At 69.4% G+C, this 19,394-nt stretch carries 11 protein-coding genes; 5 read left to right on the forward strand and 6 right to left on the reverse strand.

The window, feature by feature from the left end; all coding sequences use genetic code 11:
* Positions 1–174 precede the first annotated feature (174 nt).
* A complete protein-coding gene (locus DKM19_RS15330) occupies positions 175–2,898 on the reverse strand; it encodes an AAA family ATPase (protein ID WP_110696267.1) in 2,724 nt (907 codons plus the stop codon).
* Between the two features lie 375 nt (positions 2,899–3,273).
* Between DKM19_RS15330 and DKM19_RS15335 the strand changes: the two genes are divergently transcribed.
* On the forward strand, positions 3,274–3,816 hold the full coding sequence (locus DKM19_RS15335) for a DUF308 domain-containing protein (RefSeq protein ID WP_110696268.1): 543 nt from the start codon (positions 3,274–3,276) through the stop codon (positions 3,814–3,816).
* 173 nt (positions 3,817–3,989) lie between these two features.
* Here DKM19_RS15335 and sigJ read toward each other — a convergent pair whose 3' ends face one another.
* On the reverse strand, positions 3,990–4,889 hold the full coding sequence (sigJ, locus tag DKM19_RS15340) for an RNA polymerase sigma factor SigJ (protein ID WP_110696269.1): 900 nt from the start codon (positions 4,887–4,889) through the stop codon (positions 3,990–3,992).
* On the reverse strand, positions 4,879–5,070 hold the full coding sequence (locus tag DKM19_RS49450) for a hypothetical protein (protein WP_162641502.1): 192 nt from the start codon (positions 5,068–5,070) through the stop codon (positions 4,879–4,881). The genes sigJ and DKM19_RS49450 overlap by 11 nt, the downstream gene beginning before the upstream one ends.
* Positions 5,071–5,236: 166 nt before the next feature.
* Here DKM19_RS49450 and DKM19_RS15345 point away from each other — a divergent pair, with 166 nt between their 5' ends.
* Positions 5,237–6,628, forward strand: a complete 1,392-nt coding sequence (locus DKM19_RS15345; protein WP_162641503.1) for a cytochrome b N-terminal domain-containing protein — start codon at positions 5,237–5,239, stop codon at positions 6,626–6,628.
* A 239-nt stretch (positions 6,629–6,867) separates the two neighbouring features.
* On the opposite strand, the gene DKM19_RS15350 is transcribed toward DKM19_RS15345, so the two are convergent.
* Both DKM19_RS15350 and DKM19_RS15355 read right to left on the reverse strand, forming a co-directional pair.
* Positions 6,868–7,974 (reverse strand): hydroxyneurosporene dehydrogenase, encoded by a 1,107-nt coding sequence (locus DKM19_RS15350; RefSeq protein WP_110696271.1) that lies wholly within the window; start codon positions 7,972–7,974, stop codon positions 6,868–6,870.
* Between the two features lie 128 nt (positions 7,975–8,102).
* Positions 8,103–10,967, reverse strand: coding sequence for a LuxR family transcriptional regulator (locus DKM19_RS15355; protein ID WP_110696272.1), 2,865 nt, complete (start codon positions 10,965–10,967; stop codon positions 8,103–8,105).
* Between the two features lie 904 nt (positions 10,968–11,871).
* On the opposite strand from DKM19_RS15355, the gene DKM19_RS15360 reads away from it, so the two are divergent.
* From DKM19_RS15360 to DKM19_RS15370, 3 genes are all read left to right on the forward strand, one after another.
* Entirely contained in the window at positions 11,872–13,257 is a 1,386-nt protein-coding gene (locus DKM19_RS15360; protein ID WP_162641507.1) for a HAMP domain-containing sensor histidine kinase, read from the forward strand.
* Positions 13,247–14,614, forward strand: coding sequence for a cell wall metabolism sensor histidine kinase WalK (locus DKM19_RS15365; RefSeq protein WP_110696274.1), 1,368 nt, complete (start codon positions 13,247–13,249; stop codon positions 14,612–14,614). Before DKM19_RS15360 ends, DKM19_RS15365 begins: the two co-directional genes overlap by 11 nt.
* Before the next feature lie 1,122 nt (positions 14,615–15,736).
* Positions 15,737–19,204 (forward strand): phosphodiester glycosidase family protein, encoded by a 3,468-nt coding sequence (locus DKM19_RS15370; RefSeq protein ID WP_162641508.1) that lies wholly within the window; start codon positions 15,737–15,739, stop codon positions 19,202–19,204.
* 3 nt (positions 19,205–19,207) lie between these two features.
* Here DKM19_RS15370 and DKM19_RS15375 read toward each other — a convergent pair whose 3' ends face one another.
* Positions 19,208–19,393, reverse strand: a complete 186-nt coding sequence (locus DKM19_RS15375; protein WP_110696276.1) for a hypothetical protein — start codon at positions 19,391–19,393, stop codon at positions 19,208–19,210.
* Position 19,394: the final 1 nt, after the last annotated feature.

The raw sequence follows: 19,394 nt of genomic DNA on the forward strand, positions 1-19,394 counted from the left end.
GCTCGGTTTCAGCGACCGCTTCAGCGGCCGGGGAAGCGCTCGACGGCCTCTTGCAGCAGGAAGCCGTTGCCGCCGGGATCGCCGAACGAGCCGTACGAGAGGCGGCCGGGGCAAAAGCCGGGAACCCGCTTCTTATTACCCGCGCGGTGGAAGCCGGGAAGAGGCGGCCCGAGGTCAGCTGTCGCGCAGGGCGGAGGCCAGCTCGCGGCGGGAGCCGATGCCGAGCTTGGTGAAGACCTTGCGCAGGTGCCATTCGACGGTACGCGGACTGAGGAACAGCACGGCGCCGATCTCCGGATTGGTACGCCCCGCCACGGCCAGGCGCACGATCTGCGTCTCCTGCGGGGTGAACTCCTCTCGTGCACCCGGGGTCCGCTTGCGCACCGTCTCGCCGGTGGCGGCCAATTCCCGGCCGGCCCGCTCGGCGAAGCCCTCCGCACCGATCGTGGTGAACGCCTCGTGCGCGATCCGCAGCTGCGTCCGGGCGTCGGCCCGCCGGTTCTCCCGTCGCAGCCATTCACCGTAGAGCAGGCGAGCGCGCGCCAGTTGCAGGCCGAGCCGGGTCGCGGCGAACTGCTCGATCGCCTCTCGGTAGTACGCCTCGACCGGTCCGGCCGGGTCCGCGAGCGCGTCCGCGAGAGCCTGGGCGCCGCGCGCCCAGTTCGTGTCGACGACACGTGTCCGAGCGGCGAGGCGGTCACGTGCCTCGGCCGCGACGGTGTCCGCCCCGGCGCGTGCGGCGGCTTCGACCAACTCCCCGAGCGTCCACTGCAGGACGGCGAGGTCTTCGTACCGAGCCGCCTCGAGGGCCGCCTCCAGCGCGGCCGGATACCGGCCGAGCCCGTTGAACAGCACCGCCCTGCTGTATCCGGCGACGGCGAGCAACCACCCCAGGCCAGACTCCTCGGCATTCCTGACCAGTGCCTCGTTGAGTTCCAGCGCCGGCTCCTCGCGTCCGCGATACGCGGCCAGGATGACCGCGGTGGCCGGATGCGGGGACGAGCCGGTGGCGTTCCCGAGGGCCTCGGCCTCGTCGAGCAGGTCCGACGCGTCGGCGAAGCGGCCGGCGTAGATCAGCGCGGTGGCGCGGAAGGTCAGCGCACTCGGCAGGAGGGACAGCGCGCCGGTCTCGCGGGCGTAGCCGACGGCCTGCTCGGTCCTGGTGAGAAACGCCACGTCGTCCCAGACCTCGTGCATGACCATTCCGCTCAGCCAGACCAGGTCCAGATCGGTTTCCGGAATGACCGAGGCCAGGGCGCGGGTGAACAGCGGCACCGCCGCCGCGTGCCCCTCCAGGCTCCACGCCGTCAGACCTGCGAGAAGCAGACAGGCCGGCTCCCCGCCCGCGGGAAGGCCGCGGGCGGCCTCGGCCGCCCGGCGCAGGTCGGCGCCGCCTAGCCGCCCCGCGTTCACGGCCGCGCCGATCGCCGCCAGGTAGGTCTCCCGGGCCGCGGTGGGATCCAGCGATTCCAGGCGGCGGGCGGCCACGAGCAGCGGCGGCCCGGCTGCCCGTCCGGCGTTGAGCGCGAACGCGACCTTGGCGCGTAGCCGTTCCACCTGGGCCTGCTGCACCGGGTCGAGCGGACCGAGTTCGGCGGCGGCCAGCAACTCCGGCACCTCGGCGAGGGCTCCGGCGGTGAATCGGGCCGCCGCGGCGGCCAGGGCGCGCCCGGCGCGTTTCGCCGAATCGGGGGTGAGCTCCGCCGCGCGCTCCAGGAAGGCGGCGGCCGCGGCCCGGCCGCCACGGGACAGTGCCCGGTCGGCCGACCGCTCCAGTTCGCCGGCGACCTCTTCGTCCGGTCCCAACGTGGCGTGCGCCCGGTGCCAGGCACGGCGGTCGGGCTCCCGCTCGGGATCGGTCACCTCGGCGAGCGCCCGGTGCACCGCGCGCAGTTCGGCGGACTCGGCGGAGCGCCGGCTGGCCGAGCGGACCAGCGGATGCCGGAACCGGACCCGGGCCCCGATCTCGATGAGGCCCGCGACCGCCGCGGGTGCGGCGGCGTCCATCCCGACATCCAGCCGCTCGAGCGCGCGCCACAGCAGCGGCACGTCGCCGACCGGTTCGACGGCGGCGGTGAGCAGCAGCGTGCGGGTGTCCGCCGGCAACGCGGCGATGCGCCGCTGGAAGCCCTCCTCGACCCGGCTCACCAGCGGCGTCGCGCTGTGCCCGCCGAACCCGAACGCCAGTTCCGCCGGCGTGAGATCGCGCGGCAGTTCGAGCAGGGCCAGTGGGTTGCCGCGGGTCTCGGCGACGATCCGGTCGCGTACGCGGGCATCCACCGGCCCGGGCAGCACAGAGTCCAGCAGCGCCCGCGCGTCCGCGTCCGGCAACCCCTCGACGCGAAGCTCCGGCAGCCCTTCGAGGATCCGTTCGTCGCCGGGGCTGCGCGCCGCGAAGATCAGGGCGACCGACTCGGAGTCCAGACGGCGCGCGACGAAGGTGAGGATCACCTCCGACATCCGGTCCATCCACTGCACGTCGTCCACCGCGCAGACCAGCGGTCGCTCCGACGCGGCCTCGGCGAACAGCCCGAGCACGGCGAGCCCGACGAGCAACGTGTCCGGCGGGTTACCGGTGCTGAGGCCGAATCCGGTGGTGAGCGCGTCCCGCTGCGGCTCGGGCAGCCGATCGAGACAGCCCAGCAGCGGCGCGCAGAGTTGCTGGAGCGCGGAATAGGCGATCTCGGTCTCCGCCTCCACCCCGGACGCGCGGGCCACCTGGCCGGCCGGCGCGGCCTCGGCCAGGTAGTCCAGCAGGGCGGTCTTGCCCACTCCGGCCTCGCCGCGCAGCACCAGCACCCGGCTCTGCCCGGCGCGGACGTCACGCAGCAGCCGGTCGAGCGCCTCCTGCTCGCGTCGCCGCCCCCGAAGCGCGGAAATCTTGGTGTTGATCGGCACGCCACCCCCCTGCCGGGGAGGCTACAACACTCCCGATCCCCAACTGACAAATGGGACCAGACCTTGTGACGTGCCGAAACTCCGTGCCGACGTGCCGGAGACCATGATGATCGGCACTCGCTGACGACGGCCGTCGCTGCCGCCGATCACCACCACGTCAGAACGCCGCATGCCCGGATGCTCGGTCCGGCGGGGGATCGATCGCCTCCCCGGGCGGGTGCCCGGCCCTCCCCGGGGGTGCCCTGGTGAGTCTGGGGGGCCGGGAACCAGGGTCCCGGCCAGGGTCTCTCCCAGGGGCGGTCGGCCGGTACGGGCGGTCAGAGTGACTCCCGTACCTCGAAAGCCGGAAAACCGGAAAGAAAGCGGAAGCCCTCGATGTCGTCCCTCCTTCGCATCTACCTCGTCCGTGGCCTCGTCGCGATCGCCTGGTCGGCCGGTTTCGCCGCCGTCCACACCTCGTTGACGGCCACCTCGGTGATCCTGCTCATCGCGTACCCGATCATCGATGTCGTCGCCTCGCTGCTCGATGTCCGTGAGGATCCCGGGACCCCGGCCCGCAAGCTGCAGGTGTTCAACACGGCGCTCAGCGCCCTGGCCGCCGCCGGTCTCGGTCTCGCCGCCGTCGGCGGCATCGGCGCGGTGCTGTTCGTGTTCGGCCTCTGGGCAATCGTCTCCGGTGTCGCCCAGCTGACCGTGGCCATCCGCCGCCGCAGCCCCGAACTCGGCCGTCAGTGGCCGATGCTCATCGCCGGGGCCCTCTCGGTCATCGCAGGTTTCACCTACCTGCTCGCCGCCGCCGGCGACGATCCCAACCTGACCGCGTTGATCATGTACACCGCGGCCGGTGGCGCCTTCTTCGTCATCCAGGCCGCGACCCTGGCGTGGAAGCAGCGCCGGGCCCGGGTCACCCAGGTCTGATCGACACCCCGACGCGGTGGCGGCCGGTTCACCCGCCACGACCGCGTCTTCGTTCGTGCCCCGTCCATCCCCTGCAAGATCCTTCATCTGCTCTGGGTGTCAACGGCGACCTGGACGGGCCGATGCCCCACCCGCTGCCAACGACCACCGTGGCAGCTCGCTTTTAGGCCGCCTCACTGCCAGGTGCGCAGCTTGTCGGGGTTGAGCACCATCCAGATGTCGGTCAGCCGGCCGCCGCGTACGTCGGTGGCGATCACCGCGACCACCCGGCCGTCGAGCCGGGCGACCAGCCCGGGACGGCCGTTGACCTCGGCCTCGGTCACACCTTGGCCGAAGTCCTTGCGGAGCAGGCCGAGGAAGAACCGGGCCGCCTTCTCGGCGCCGTGGATCGGCCGCCGTGCCGCGCGGACCTTGCCTCCGCCGTCCGAGATCACGGTGACCCGCGGGTCCAGCAGCCCGACCAGCGTGTCGAAGTCGCCCGTCTCGCAGGCGTCCTTGAACGCGACGACCACGTTCCGGTGCTGGTCGGGGGCGATGGCCCGGTGGCGGTCGGACCGGACGTGCCGGCGCGCGGAGGTGGCGAGCTGACGGCAGGTCACCGGGGCGCGCCCGACCACGGCGGCGATCTCCGTGAACGGCATCTTGAACACGTCGTGCAGGATGAACGCGACCCGCTCGGCCGGGGTCACCGCTTCCAGCAGCACCAGCATGCTCATGCTGATCGACTCGTCCAGCGTCACCCGGTCGGCCGGATCGGCGTCCGGGGTCGTGGCGCTGGTCCACGCGCCGTCGTCGGGCATCGGCTCGGGCAGCCACTCCCCGGCGTACCGCTCTCGCCGCACCCGTGCCGAGGCCAGGTGATCCAGGCAGATCCGGCTGGTCACCCGGATCAGCCACGCGGTCGGCGACTCGATCGCGTGCCGCTCGTCCTCGGTCAGGGCGTACCAGCGGGTGTAGGCCTCCTGCACGGTGTCCTCGGCGTCGTGGGTGGAACCGAGCATGCGGAACGCGACGTTCATCAGCGTGGCCCGCTCGGCGAAGATCGAGCGCAGCGAGTCGTTCTCAGGCGGCATGGCGGATCTCCTCCCGGTACGCGGGGGTCCGGGGCCGGCTCCGCCGGTGGCTGCCGGGGGAGCGGCGCTCCCGGCCCAGGACCGTGCCGTCGGATACCCGGTCGCCGACCATGCCGGCGAGGCGGCCGGTGTGGCCGCCGCTCAGGATGAGCATCTTCTGCTTCCCTGCAGGTTCTGTCATACCTCTTTGACGACGCAGCCTGCGCGAATGTGAAGTCCGGCGGATCACTCACAGAACGCGGGGCCACCTCGTCGTGACGCGAATCACCGTCCCCGACGCCTCATCGTTGTCACACCTCATGGCCCCATTTCGTCATGTGAGTGAGGCAAAGGTTAGGGGGCCCCAAATGGGTTCGTTGTTGGCCAGGCGCCGCTCGTTTCAGTTCTCCCACTGGTCGTTCATGTTCGCGGAGATCGCCGTCTGGTCGTTCGCCGTTCTGGCGGTGACCGGGGTGGCGCTGATGCTGTTCTACGACCCCGGCATGTCCCAGGTGACCTATGACGGCTCGTACGGCCCGCTGCGCGGACTCTTCGTCAGCAGGGCCTTCGACTCGACCATGCATCTGAGCCTGGAGGTGCGCGGCGGCCTGCTCATCCGCCAGGCCCACCACTGGGCGGCGCTCGTCTTCGTGGCGGCGGTCGTGTTGCAGCTGGTGCGCATGTTCCTCACCGGAGCGTTCCGCCACCCGCGCATCGGGCAGTGGCTGATCTGGGTGACGCTGCTGGCGCTGGGCATGGCCGCGGGCGAGACCGGCAACGCCCTGCCCGACGACATGCTGTCGAGTGGAAGCCTGTGGCTGATCATGTCGGTTGCGCAGTCCGTCCCCGTGGTCGGAACCTGGGCGCTGTCGCTGCTGTTCGGCCCGGACTTCCCCGGCGACAGGATCATTCCGGTCATGTACGGGGGGCATCTGCTGATCGCGGTCGTCGTGGCCGCTCTGCTGATCGCCCGCGAGCTGCTGGTGCGGCGGCACGGCCACTCCCGGTTCGTCGCCTCGCTGCCGGGGCGGCGGAGCGCACGCCCGATGATGGCGCTCGCGACGGCCGGCATGCTGATCATCCTTGGGTACGGGGTCCAGATTGCCCCTGTATGGCTGTACGGCCCCGCCAAACCGACGCAGATCTCGGCGGGCTCGGTTCCCGACTGGTACATGGGGTTCCTCGACGGCGCCCTCCGGATCATGCCCGGGTGGGAGCTCACCATCGGGAGCCACACGCTCAGCCTCGCGGTCCTCGTCCCCACCTTGGTGATACCCGGGGTCTTCTTCACCGCCCTGGCCGCCTACCCGATGGCCGAGCGCTTCCTCCTCTCGCGACGCGGCCGCCGCGACGCGCTGGGCCGGCCCAAGGCCACGAACCGCATGACCCGCGGGACGCTCGCGCATGACCTGCTCGATCGGCCACGCGATGCGCCGGTGAAGACGGCCATAGCGGTCGCCGGCTTCACGTTCTACGGCCTGCTGTGGGCGGCCGCGGCCAACGACCAGATCGCCTACCAGTTCCAGCTCGGCGTCGAGGCTGTGACGATCTTCTTCAGGTTCGCCGTGGTCATCGGCCCCGTCATCGCCTTTGTCATCACCCGGGGGATGTGCCTCGCACTCCAGCAGACGGATCATCAGGTGGCCGATCACGGAGTGGAGACCGGGATCATCACGCAGTCCCCGGACGGCGGATTCCACGAACGGCTGGTGCCGGCGCGGCAGGAGCGCCGGGAGCCGCCGATCACCTCGGGGAGATGACGGCGAAGGTCACAGGTTGTGATCGTCGGAGCCGGGGCCGCCGGATACCGGGCGGTGCGTACCCTGCCGCGGGGTGGGAGACGGCGCGGAGATCGTGCTTGCCCACCCGACCGGCGTGGGGGCGGCGGGTGTTCGCGGAAAGCGCCGAGCCGTTCCCGCCGCCGCCCGCGTCCGTGAAAGCCCCGGCCGACGCGGTGCGGGTGGCCCACGCTCCGGCCACCCGCTGACGGTTTACCGTGTCAGTTCGCGGGACCCGGTCGCCGAGGCGTCTCGGTGCGGGCGTGGCCGAAGTACATCAGCTCCCAGATCGCCTCCTCGGTGAACGTCTCGACGGTCTCACCGTGCTTGCGGTGCTCGATCGTGAGGTCGCCGGTGAAGCGGAGGTAGGCGCCGTCGACGCGGATCAGCCGCGCGGCGGCCTTGCGCCAGCCCTTCATCTGCTCGACGAAGGTGTTGGCGACCAGGTCGCGGTGCTTGGTGAAGGTGACGACGTAGCCGTCGTCGCCGTCGTCGTAGTGGTATCGGGTGGTGCGGGCCACGGGCTTGCCGGTCTTCCCGTCGAGGTAGGTGTCGAGCGCCTCGAAACGGACCCGCGACGCGTCGTCGGCGACGACGCGGCCGTCGCGGGCGAGCATGAAGATCGGGATCGGCTCGTAGCCGTACTTCTTGTGGGCGGTGATGTACGAGGCGATCACCGAGTAGGGACCGGCCTGGCCACGGGCCCAGTACCAGTCGTGGATGATCGACATCATCCCGACGTTGCCCCAGTTGTGATCGTGGTAGCCGACGCCGCCGACCTCGGTGCGCACGCCCGCGACCTCGTAGGAGCCGCGGACCGTGCCCTGGGGGACGGCGGGGAGCCAGGAGAACTCGAGATCTCGCTTCTCCCCGAAGAGCAGGTGGCCGGTGTGCGGGCGCCACGGCCGGATCTCGGCGTCGAGGGCGACGTCGACCCGCACGCCGCCGACGTCGGCCCGGATCTCGTAGTGCGCGAGGTCGCCGGAGAAGACGTTGCCGGCGATCCGGACGTCGGCGCGGTCGGTCCGGGCCGAGAACGACGCCGCGGGGAAGTCCTGGATGACGTTGTACCGGCGGCCGTCCGGCAGGTCGAGGTTCAACCGGATCACCGGGCTCAGCGGTTTGCCCGGCGTGGACAGGTCCTTCGTCATGAAGATGACGACGAGCGTGGCGCCGTCGTCGAGGTGGGCGTCGAAGTACCACCACTCGTAGGTGCCCCGGCGCCCGTCGGTGCGGGCGCCGTCCTCCCACTCCGCGACGACGTCCGGGCGGATGCCGATGCGTCGGTAGTCGGCGTCGGTGCGGGCGATGCCGGCCTGCTGGGTCATGGTGTCCCTCTCCTTCGTGGTCTCTGCACAGGAGATGACGACGCAGCCACCGGGATCGTGAGGAGTTCCCTCCGGAGGATCCGGAGAGAACTCCTCAGCCCATGACGGGGATGAGGCCGAAGGGGACCTTAAGCGCCCTTGAGGAGCTCGGGGCATTCTTCGGCGACGATGCGGGCCAGTTCGGCACGCGATGCGATGTCGAGTTTGCCGAACATCCGGCGAAGGTGGGTGGACACCGTGTGGGGCGAGAGGAACATCCGCTCGGCGGCCTGGCGGTTGGTCATCCCCCGGGCGATCAGGCCGGCCACCGCGCGTTCCGTGTCGGTAAGACTGTCCCACCCGAAAGCCGGCCGCTGGGGCTGAGCCCAGTGACGGCGCCGTACACCCAGGGCCCGCAGCCGGGCTCGCACGCGGGCCGAGTCCCAGAGCGCACCGATGCGCTCGTAGCCCTCGAGCGCCTGGTCCAGGCTGTCGACGGCCTTCTCGGAGGTGGTGGCGCCGGAGGTGGCGGCCAGCAGGACGCCGAGATCTTCGGCGGCCGAGGCGCGTGCCCACGGTTCGGGCTGATCGGCGGCGGCGGAGGCCAGCGCGCCGGGGTCCTGGTGGAAAATGCCGCGGGCGTGGGCGAACGTGGTGGCGAAGACGGGGAAGTCCGGGTTGTTCCGGGCCAGATGTTCGGCCGTGTCGACGATGGCCTGCGCATACGGACGGTTCGCCGTGGCCAGCGCCAGCCGGGTCATCCAGGCGGCCGTGAGAGGCGTCGTGAGGAGTGCCCAGCGCCGCTCCTCGTTGTCGGTGTAGATGGTGTGGAGTATGTCGATCGCCCGTCCGGGATCACCTTGGGCCTCGGCCACCGCCGCCATCACCCACCTTTCCCACACCGACCCGAACAGCATCCCGGGCGCGGCGTGTATGGACTGGTACCGCTCTATGTACCGGACCGCGGCGTCGATGTCGCCCCGCCGCATGGCGACGAGAGCGAGCATGGACACCCCGACGCGGATGAAGCCGTGTGTGCCCAGCTCTTCGGCGATCGTTCTCCCGGACTGGGCCTCGGCGGCGGCGTCGTCGAGTCGACCGGCGGCCAGCTTCAGAACGGAGCGGAACAGCGCGGGCTGTGCGGCGAGCACGGTCAGCCCAAGGTCCTTGATCTCCTCCTCGGCGGCCTGGATGGCGATGTCGGCCGCGTCGAACTGACGCATGGCCCTGTGGTTGAGGCTCAGCATCAGGCGCGTGTACGGACGCTGGATGGCTTCGACGGTGCCGGTGTCGGTGATGTGCAGGGCTTCGCGTAGATGCGCGAACGAGTCGGCGATTCGCCCGTCGACCATGGCGAACCGGGCGAGCAGCAGGAGGGCTCCGACGACGGCGGCATCGGTGTGCCGCTCGCGGTCGGCGAGTACGGCTTTTGCCCGTTGCCGTCCTTTCCGGAAGTCGTTCAGCGAGATGAGCCCCCAGAACATCGCCCATTCGACGATGCCGCGAAGGTCATCCGGGATGTCCTGCTGGGCGAGCAGGCTCTCGGCCTCGGACACCGCATCCGCCGGTCGGCCGCTCAGCAGCAGGATGTACGCCAGCGCGCATCGCAGGCGAGGCGCCTGGAAGGGCGGGGCCCTGCCCAGTGCGGCACGGGCAAGATCGGCCGCCTCGGACAGCCGCCCGATGACCGTCAAAGCGTCGACCGCCGTGCCGACACGGCCGAACCAGTCGGGGCCGGCGGAGTCGCTGAGTTCGAGCGCCCGCAGGGCGAGGTCGGCGGCGGTCTGAGGTGAGGACCGCAGCACCTCCCGCGCCGCCTGGTCCAGCCCGAGCAGTGCGGACACGTCACCGCGACCGGCGCTGTGAATGAGGTGTGTGGCGGCGGGAACGGCCGACCCGCCCCGTTTGAGCAGCATCTCTCCCGCGTCGTGGTGCAGGGCCCGGCGTACGGGGGCGGAGATGGTCCCGACCACCGCCTGCCACAGCAGATCGTGCCGGAAGGTGAGCTCGTCCCCGGCGGGTTCGACGATGCCCGCCGACATCGCCTCCTCCAGCATCGGCAGCAGGCCACTGGTCGACTCGCCGAGCATTTCGGCCAGATCCTGCACCGAGAACGACCGGCCCAGGATTCCGGCGCCCTGAAGCAGATGCCTGGTCCGCGGGGACAACTCCGCCAGGCGTTCCTGCGTGACCGCCTGAGCACACGGCAGCCGCGCCGAGATCATCCGCGCGTGGCCATCGGCGATCTGGAAGGCGCCCTTGCCGTTGAGCTTCTCCAGGCGATCGACGAGCAGGAAGGGGTTGCCGTCCACGATGCCGGCCAGGGCCAGCACGTCCGGGTCGGGCGCCGCCCCGAGGACGTCGGTGATGACGTCCGCCACCGCTCGCTCGTCCAGCGCCTCCAACACGATCCGGATCGCGCCATCACGTTCCAGCACGTCGAACAGACGGTCGAGGCGGGGATCGTCGCCGCCGCCGCTGGTACGGGTCAGCATCCAGACGAGCGGATAGGAGGCGAGCTCCCTGGTCATCGACCTCAGCGCCAGCAGGGTTATCGGGTCGGCCCAGTGAAGGTCGTCCAAGGTGAGGAGCAGCGGTCCCCGAGCCACCCGTTGCTCCAGCGGTCCCTGCAGTCGCTCCACCAGCAGCAACCGCTGATCGGCCGGACCGGAGACGGTCATGTGATCGCCCGTGGGAAGCGTGCAGCCCGCTTCTCCCAGCGCCGATGTCAGCGGAGCCAGCGGTATCAGCTGGGTCAGCTCGTCCGCCGTGCCCCGGGCGACCGCCAGCCCCGCCCTCGCCGCCGCGGTGACGGCCATGTCGAGCAGGCGGCTCTTTCCGACGCCCGATCGGCCCTCGATCAGTATGATCCCGCCCCGGCCGATCTTGGCTGCCCGCAGCAATCCGGCGACAAGCTCCCACTCCCGCGCGCGGCCACGCCAACCGGGCCACGATGACCGATTGAGATCGGGTTCACCGGCAGCTTCGTGGTTGCGGGGGGACGAATACCCCATAAATACATGAACTACCCAGATGTCAGCCGTGTCAAGTGCGGGGTCGGAGGGGGGCCGCGACGTTCTCCGGCCTCCGTGGTGTCACTCGCACGAAAGAAGCCGTTGCCCGCCTCAAGAACGCACGGTCTTCACCTGGCTTCATCCTTCCCCCCTTTCTGTCATGTGACATGGCGCCGGGGATGAACGCTTGATCTCAGATGTCCGCAAACCCGATATAAAGCCCATGCCAATCAGGCCTCAAGCCGGTGGCCGCACGTGCGGAATGCGGAAGCGCAAATGCGCATAAATGTGCGATACGGGACCTTTTATCGCAGGACAAGCTCATAACCGTTCACCCATCCTCGGTGAAGTGGCGCGAAAGGATCCCCCTCGGCTGAGGCGCGTGAAGAAGCGACAGCGGTGGCGACCATCGGTAGCGGCTCCCGGCCCACTCGGAACCTCGACATCCCCCTCGAATCTGTTTTCGACAAGGATGGCAATGTTGGACCCGTATGACGACTTGCTGATACTCATGTGGCCCCTGGTCACCCTGCTCGCGTGGATGGTGATCGCCGTAGGCCTGGTACACCTGCTGACCGACAGATCATGGGAGCGGTGGGCCGATCTCCCACCCCCTGAGATGTCGCTCCTCAGGAGGTTCGCCGGAGGAAAGATCGATGATGACGAGCATCGGCGTCACGGGGCAAAGGATCCACCTTCCCGTCCACCGGAGCCCTACCGTTCGCCTCATGCGCTTTCGGTGATCGACCCCGCCGCCCGGCCCCGCATCCGTCCCCTGCGGGTGGGTGGCGACCCTGTTCGAGGGCGGTCGCCCGGCTCGGCGGGCCGCACGAGTGCTCGCGGGCGTCACCTGCGCCTGCCGCGTATGGGCTGGAGGCAGAAGCCGGCTCGTACGAGGTCACCGATGCAGGCCATCCGATGCAGGCCGGGAACGGTCCGGGGGCAGATCACCCTGCTGACCACCGCCGTGGCCGTCCTCACCCTCCTCACCCTCCTCGTCGCGGGGGCGGGGATGTACTCGATGGACCACGCACGCACTGCCCGGCTGCGGGAGGGCCCGCAGCGGGCCGCGCCCGCTGCCAACGAGATCCACCGTGGAAAGGCACCCGGCCGGTTGCGAGCGCGTGGCGACGGCGTCGGCCGGACCCCGACCGTGGCGCGGGGCCACGATGCGGTCGCCTCGCGGGCCGCCACCCCGAGGTCGCTCCCCAATCAGACGGTCTGGCAGTCTCCGTGCGACCGCGAGCAGCACGCGCGGACCTGCGAGCCGCGGTTGCCGGCGTTCGAATCCGGTGGCTCAGCCGCCTCGCCGGCATACGCCACCGGGCAGCGGGTCACGGGCCTCCTGTCGCGGAACTCCTTTCACCTGATCCTGGTGATCGAGGCTGTCGCGCTGATCTCCTTGACCACGTGGGCCACCTGGAAGGTGACCGGCTGGGCGTTACGTCCCGTGGACGTGGTGCGCGCCGAACTGGCAGTGATCGACTTCGGTGACCTGCACGCTCGCATCTCCGAACCGGCCAACGCGCAAGAGGTCGCCCGTCTGTGCCGGACGATCAACAATGCGCTGCGGCGCCTGAACGAGGGCAAGGAAGAGCTCCAGGACTTCGCGCGCTCCCAGCGGCAGTTCGCCTCGGACGTCTCCCATGAGCTGCGTACTCCCATAGCCGGACTGCGTGCGCAGTTGGAGGAGGCGCAACAGGATCTCGGCGGGGTTCGGCTGCCCGACCTGCTCGGAAAGACGTTGGGCCAGGTGGAGCGGCTCCAGGCGATCACCGACGATCTGCTGTTCCTGGCCCGCATGGGGACCGGCGTAGCCGCCGAACAACAACGGCTGGATCTCTCGGCGCTCGTCCGGGCCGAGATCTCCCAACGGGCGGCTCAACGTCCGGTACAGCTCCACCTCGCGCCCGGCAGCACCGTCGACGCCGTGCCCACCCAGATCAGCCGGCTGCTCACCAACCTGCTGGACAACGCCCAGAGGCACTGCACGCGCCAGGTATGCGTCGATGTGCACGCCGCCCACACCGTGGTCGAGCTCGCGGTCAGTGATGACGGGCCGGGAATCGCGCTCGACGACCGGGAGCGTGTGTTCCACCGTCTCACCCGGCTGGACGACGCCCGCCGGCTCGACCGCAACGGCACCGGCCTCGGCCTCGCCATCGCCCGTGAGATCGCCCACGCGCATCACGGAACCCTCAGCGTCGAGGAGAGCACCACCGGCGGTGCGTGTTTCGTCCTTCGGCTGCCCCGAGTCCTGCCACGTGAATGGGGTCATCATGAGGCTTGAACACTGCACGATCAGAGGTCGCCTGGCGCTGTTCACCGGCGTGGTGGTGGGACTGCTCTGCATCGTGTTCTCCACCGTCCTGATGTTCACCATCAACAGGACGGCCACCGACAACCTCACCAAAGAGGTGACCGCCGTGGGGGAGCTGACCGCCTACTACGTCGACCGTGGGAAACTCGTCGATCCGCTTCCGCCCATCCCGCAGAACCTGATCCGCCCCGTCCAGGTGGTCGATCCTCAAGGAAGGGTGGTCGCGGCGACCAGAGATCTGCAGAACCAACCGGCCATGGCGCATTTCACCCCGAAGTCCCCTCACCGGGTGGCCAGTGCCGTCGTCTGCCACTCTGTCTTCACGTCAGGCCGTTGCCACATCGTCGTCGCGCAGCAGGTGTTCCACAACGGCGACTGGACCATTTACAGTGCCGCGCCGACGCTGCCGTTCGCCGTCTATCCGGGTGTGATGGCCCTGTTGATCGCGGGGACGGTCGTCTTCACGATCGCGGTGGCCTACGGGGCGCGGCACACCGTCACCCACTCGCTGAAACCCGTGGACGCCATCCGTGCCCAGCTCGACCACATCCAGAGCACCGACCTCGGCCGTCGTGTTCCGGTCCCCACGGCCAAGGACGAGATCTACCGGCTGGCCCGCAGCGTCAACCAGACACTGGACCGGCTGGAGAACGTACTGGAGCAGCAGCGACGGTTCTGCTCCGACGCCTCCCACGAGCTGCGTAGCCCGATCACCGCCATCCGCATCCAGATGGAGGACGCCCTTCTGGCGCCGCAGGACGTCGACCCGGCCAATCTGTGCAACGCCGTGCTCCCGAGCGTGGAACGGCTCCAATCGATCGCCTCCGACCTGCTGACGCTCACCCGCCTGGACGGAGGCGTACCGTGCGAGCGACGACCCGTGGATCTTGCCGAGCTCGTCGCCGCGGAGCTGAACGGCCACCGGATGAGCAGGGAGATCGTCCAGCATCTGGCAACGGGCGTGACGGTCAGCGGCGACCGGATGCGGCTGGGCCAGCTGGTCAGCAATCTGGTTCAGAATGCCCAGCGACACGCCTCCTCCACGATCACGATCACTGTACGGTGCGCGGACGGCGACCCTCGATTCCCGGAGAGGGCCGCGGAACTGGAGGTGCTCGACGACGGCGCAGGAGTCGCCGCCGACCAGCGAGAGACGGTGTTCCAGCGGTTCGCTCGGCTGGACACCGCCCGGAGCAGAGACGCGGGAGGCGTCGGCCTCGGCCTCCCCATCGCCCGGCAGATCGCCGAGAGCCACGGCGGCACGCTCACCATCCAGGACAGCGCCCAGGGTGCGCGTTTTGTCGTCCGTCTTCCGCTGTCTCCGTAACGCCTGTCCAGAGCCGTCAACGGCTCTGGACAAGCGTGGGACGCCGAGGCGGCTTCGTTCCGCACCGCGCCGCCACCGCGGACGGCCGGGTGGGATCAGGTCGACGAGGCGCCGATCGTCAGCCGCAGCGGCCGGACGGTGGCCGACCTGCCGGACGCGCGCGGTGTGGTGCGGAAAGGCCAGGTGGCCTACGTCGCGATCGACAGGTGCGCGATCTTCAAAGCGGCGGTGCGGGCCGCGCTGCCGGTGATCGATCACTTCCGTTCAACGTCGAAGAGCCATGATTTCCCGCTTCGGCCTACGCGCTGTTCGGCTTTTTTATCGCGTCGATTGTCAATGTGTCCAGCGTTGGATCGTCTGCGTGCGGACGTAATGGCTCTGCCGTATCGGCATTCCCTGTCGCGCTCATAACGACGACTCGGGTGGTCCCGGCGCGGGACGGGCGATCGTTGTCAGGGAATCCCCATATTGGAGGTCCCGCTCCAAAGCGGAGCATATCTCGACAGGAAAGACGCGGGTCCTTTCTCAATGATCGGAATGTCGCCGGGGTTGGTGGCGACGCCGGAGCCGGACACCCGGCAGAGCGGATCAACGGCGGCCTGGATTGCCGACGATCAATGACCGATGCCGGTGTGCGCGGGAATATCCGCGCAGGTCAGAAATGATCTTCTGGTCCGACATCGCTCGTTCGCGTCTGGTGGTCCGCCCCGTGGCGTCTCCCGCAACGGAGCGCACCGTCCGGTTGTTTACTGCATCGGTCCTGGCCCGATGAATCCGGAACACAATGGCGCCATCGTGCTGCCAGGCCGATTCACCATCCGTCCGAAATTCGATAAGCGTGGGCGGCTCCTCCAAAAACAATGCGCAACCTCATGTGGCGAGGACATGGCACGAGAAGGGCCGCCGAATGAACGGGGCGTCTGAGGCGGGGTCGCGGCGGCGCACCGCGTGAGCGCGATCACCGCCTCTTCCATCAGGGTTCATCGCATGCTCGCGATGGCGTCATCCGCGCTTCTTGGTTGATCTCTTTAATCGAGTGCTGCCCTTGATCGAACTGGGCGGTAGCGGGGGCGTTGCCTCCGTGTCATCTCTTCAGCCGAGGTTCCAATGAAATTGATGGTCTTGAACCATCGGTATACGAGGCCACTGCTGGTGGCGCTCGCCGCGGCGACCACGCTGTCGGCCCTGCCCGCCGCCGCGTACGCGGACGGCAGTCAGCCCGCACCGGTCACCGGCGGAATCCCCTTGATCAACACGGTCGAGAAGATCGGCCCGGGGATCAACCTGCAGCATGTGCAGGCGCTCGACCAGAAGGGCTGGTACAACGCGCAGTTCCTGACCGTTGACCTGTCCAACAGCGCGGTCGGCACGGACCTGCTGACCGCCGGACCGGTCGCTTCCGGCGGGCCGCTCAGCGTGGCCGCCAACAAGGCCGGCGCCGTCGCGGGCGTCAACGGCGAGTTCTTCGACATCGGCAACTCCAACGCGGCGCTCGGTGGCGAGGTCCAGAACGGTCAGCTCATCAAGACCGCCGACATCGGCGGCCGCCAGCACGTCGGCGTCAGCAAGGACGGCATCGCCCAGCTCGTGGACCTCACGGTCAACACGACCGCGAACTTCTCGGGCGCGGACCACAAGGTCCTGTCGATCAACGCCGCGAACGGCGGCGGGGTCCCCGCGGACGGTCTGATCGCATTCACGTCCGCGTGGGGCGACTACAGCCGCAACCGCGGCCTGACGGGCGTGGCCAACGACCAGATCGCCGAGGTCCTGGTCCAGAACGGCTCGGTCGTGTCGGTCACGCCGAACGGTCCCGCGGGCTCGGGGATGATCCCGGATGACGGGTTCTACCTGGTCGGGCGCGGCGCCGCGGCGACCGCGATCCGCGCACTGCAGCCCGGCGACCCGGTGACGCTCAGCTACGCGCTCGCCAACGACGTCGCCAAGACGATGAAGTTCGCGCTCGGCGAGGGCGGCACCGTCGTCTCCGGCGGCCAGGTCGTCGGCGGCCTCGACACCTCGATCGCCCCGCGCACCGCGCTCGGCTTCAAGGACGACGGCCACACGCTCGTGCTCGCCACCTGGGACGGCCCGGGCGGCACCGGCAAGGGCGGCGTCGGGATCGACAAGGAGGCGCGCGACCTCGTCGCGATGGGCGTGCAGACCGCGGTCAACCTCGACGGCGGCGGCTCGACCACGATGGTCGCCCGCGCGCTCGGCGAGGACACCGCGACCGTCCGCAACGTCCCGTCCGACGGCTCCGAGCGCAACGACCCGAACGGCGTGGGCGTGTTCGTCTCCAAGGGCGACGGCAAGGCGCACGAGGTCCTCATCAAGCCCGCGCCGGGTTCGGCCACGGCCGACGGTGACCTGAAGGTCTTCCCGGGACTGCGCCGCGCGCTCGTCGCGCAGGGCATCGACGACCACCAGACGGCGGTGACGATCGATCCGAAGTCCGTCGGATGGGCCGTGCCCGGAGCATCCGTCGAGAAGGGCACGGTCACGGCCCCGGCCAAGATCGCCAAGCCGTACGGTGTGCTCAAGGTCGAAGCGCACGTGGGCCGAGAGGCCGGGCGCGAGCAGATCACCGTCCTGCACCCGCTCGACAGCCTGGAGCTGTCCTCGCAGCGCCTGTCGATCGCCGACGCGACGCCCGCCGCCGCGGCCACCGTCGCCGTGACCGGCCGCGACGACCAGGGCTACACGGCCCCGATCGACCCGCGCGACCTCGACCTGGACTACGACCACAACGTCGTCGACATCCAGTTCGCGGACGGCAAACTGAAGATCGTCCCGCTGACCAACGCGAGCACGCTCCTCACGATCTCGGTCGCCGGCGCGTCGGTCCAGCTCCCGATCACGGTCGGCGTCCAGACCACGACGGTCTACGACTTCAACGACGACGTGCTGGCCCGCTGGCGCAACAACAGCACCGCGGCCACCACGTTCTCGGCCGACCCCGACGGGCTGCGGATCGACTTCAACGCGATGCGCAACGTGGGCATCTCGGCGGCGTCGGCGGCCCAGCGCATCCCGGTGCCCGGCCAGCCGCTGCGCCTGCGGGTACGGATCAAGTCGAGCATCAGCGTGCCGAGTGGCCTGACCTACCTGGCCTACACCGACGCGACCGGCAAGGGCACCGGCATCTACGGCACCGCCCTGGCCGCGAGCGCCGACTGGCAGTACGCGACGTTCACACTTCCGGCGAACGCGGCGTTCCCGATCGCGATCTCGGGTTTCCAGGGCATCAACACGAGCGTCGCCCAGCAGAAGGCGGGCACGTTCGTTCTGGACCGTGTCGAGGCCGACGTCCCGACGTCGATCGATCTGCCGGCTCAGCCCGCTCTGCAGCCCGATGCGCTGATCTCCGAGGACGGCTCGTTGCTGCAGAGCAACAAGACCTGGCAGTTCGCCACGCTGTCGGACGTGCAGTTCACGGCCGACAACCCGGCGCTGACCCAGGTCGCGACGGCGGCGATCAAGCGGATCCGTGCCACCAGGCCGGACCTGCTGGTGCTCAACGGTGACATCACCGACCGTGGCCTGCCCCAAGACCTCGCGCTGGCCCGCCAGGTGCTCACCGACGCCGGCTGTGACCTCATCGCGGTCGGTCAGGAGCCGGCGGCCAACAGCACGCCGGATGCGAAGACCGGCACGATCCCGTGTTACTACGTGCCGGGCAACCACGAGTCCTACGGTCTGAACAATGTCCAGTCGGACCTGACGAACTTCACCAACGAGTTCGGCCGGCCGTATCGGACCTTCGATCACAAGGGCACCCGGTTCATCTTGCTGGCCAGCTCCCTGGGCTCGCTGCGCGGCACGGCGTGGGACCAGCTGCCGATGATGCAGCAGGCGCTCGCCGACGCCGAGAAGGACACCTCGGTGCACAACGTGATGGTCTTCGCCCATCACCCGGTGGATGACCCGGCCGAGACGAAGTCCAGCCAGCTCGGTGACCGCGACGAGGTCGCGCTGATCGAGAGCATGCTGACCGGTTTCCGTGAGGTCAGCGGCAAGGGTGCGGCGATGGTCGGATCCCACGCTCAGATCGCCAATGTTCACCGGGTGGAGGGGGTGCCGTACATGGTGCTGCCGTCGTCGGGTAAGGATCCGTACGGTACGCCGGACCGTGGTGGTTTCACCGGGTGGGTCGACTGGTCGGTCGATTCGCGGCAGAACGCGGATGAGCAGTGGATCGAGGCGAATGTGCGTGCGTTCGCGCAGTCCATCACGCTGGAGGCTCCGGCCTCGGTCGAGGTGGGTAAGGCGGTGCAGCTTTCGGGCAGTATCGTGCAGCCGCAGGGTGTGGGGGCGGGTACGCGGGTGGTGCCGTTGCGCTATCCGATGTCGGTCGATTGGGACGGTTCGGACACCCTGGCGATCGGCGGTGGCAAGGACGCCGTGGAGAAGGCCCGTGATGCGGGCAAGGTCGCGATCTTCGATCCGCGGACCCGGACGCTCACCGCGCTGAATGCCGGTTCGGTGAGTGTGTCGGTGACCAATGACTCGATGCGTGCCTATACCGACGACAGTTCGCTCGCACCGATCACGACCTCGAAGACCATCCAGGTCGTGGACGGAAGCTAACCGTTACCACACCGGCACGCAGCCGCTGCGGATCGGCCCCTGGGCGGTCTGACGCGCGAGGCGGCCTGGCTGAGGGCGAGCACATATGTGCTCGCCCTCAGTGCTGCCCGACCAGATGGCGCTCATCGCGCGGATGCCATGGCCGTGGGCGATGATGAGCGCCATCTCGTCGATCCCGGCGCTCTTCATC

It is taken from the genome of Streptosporangium sp. 'caverna', assembly GCF_003203775.1.
Classification (GTDB): Bacteria; Actinomycetota; Actinomycetes; order Streptosporangiales; family Streptosporangiaceae; genus Streptosporangium; species Streptosporangium subroseum.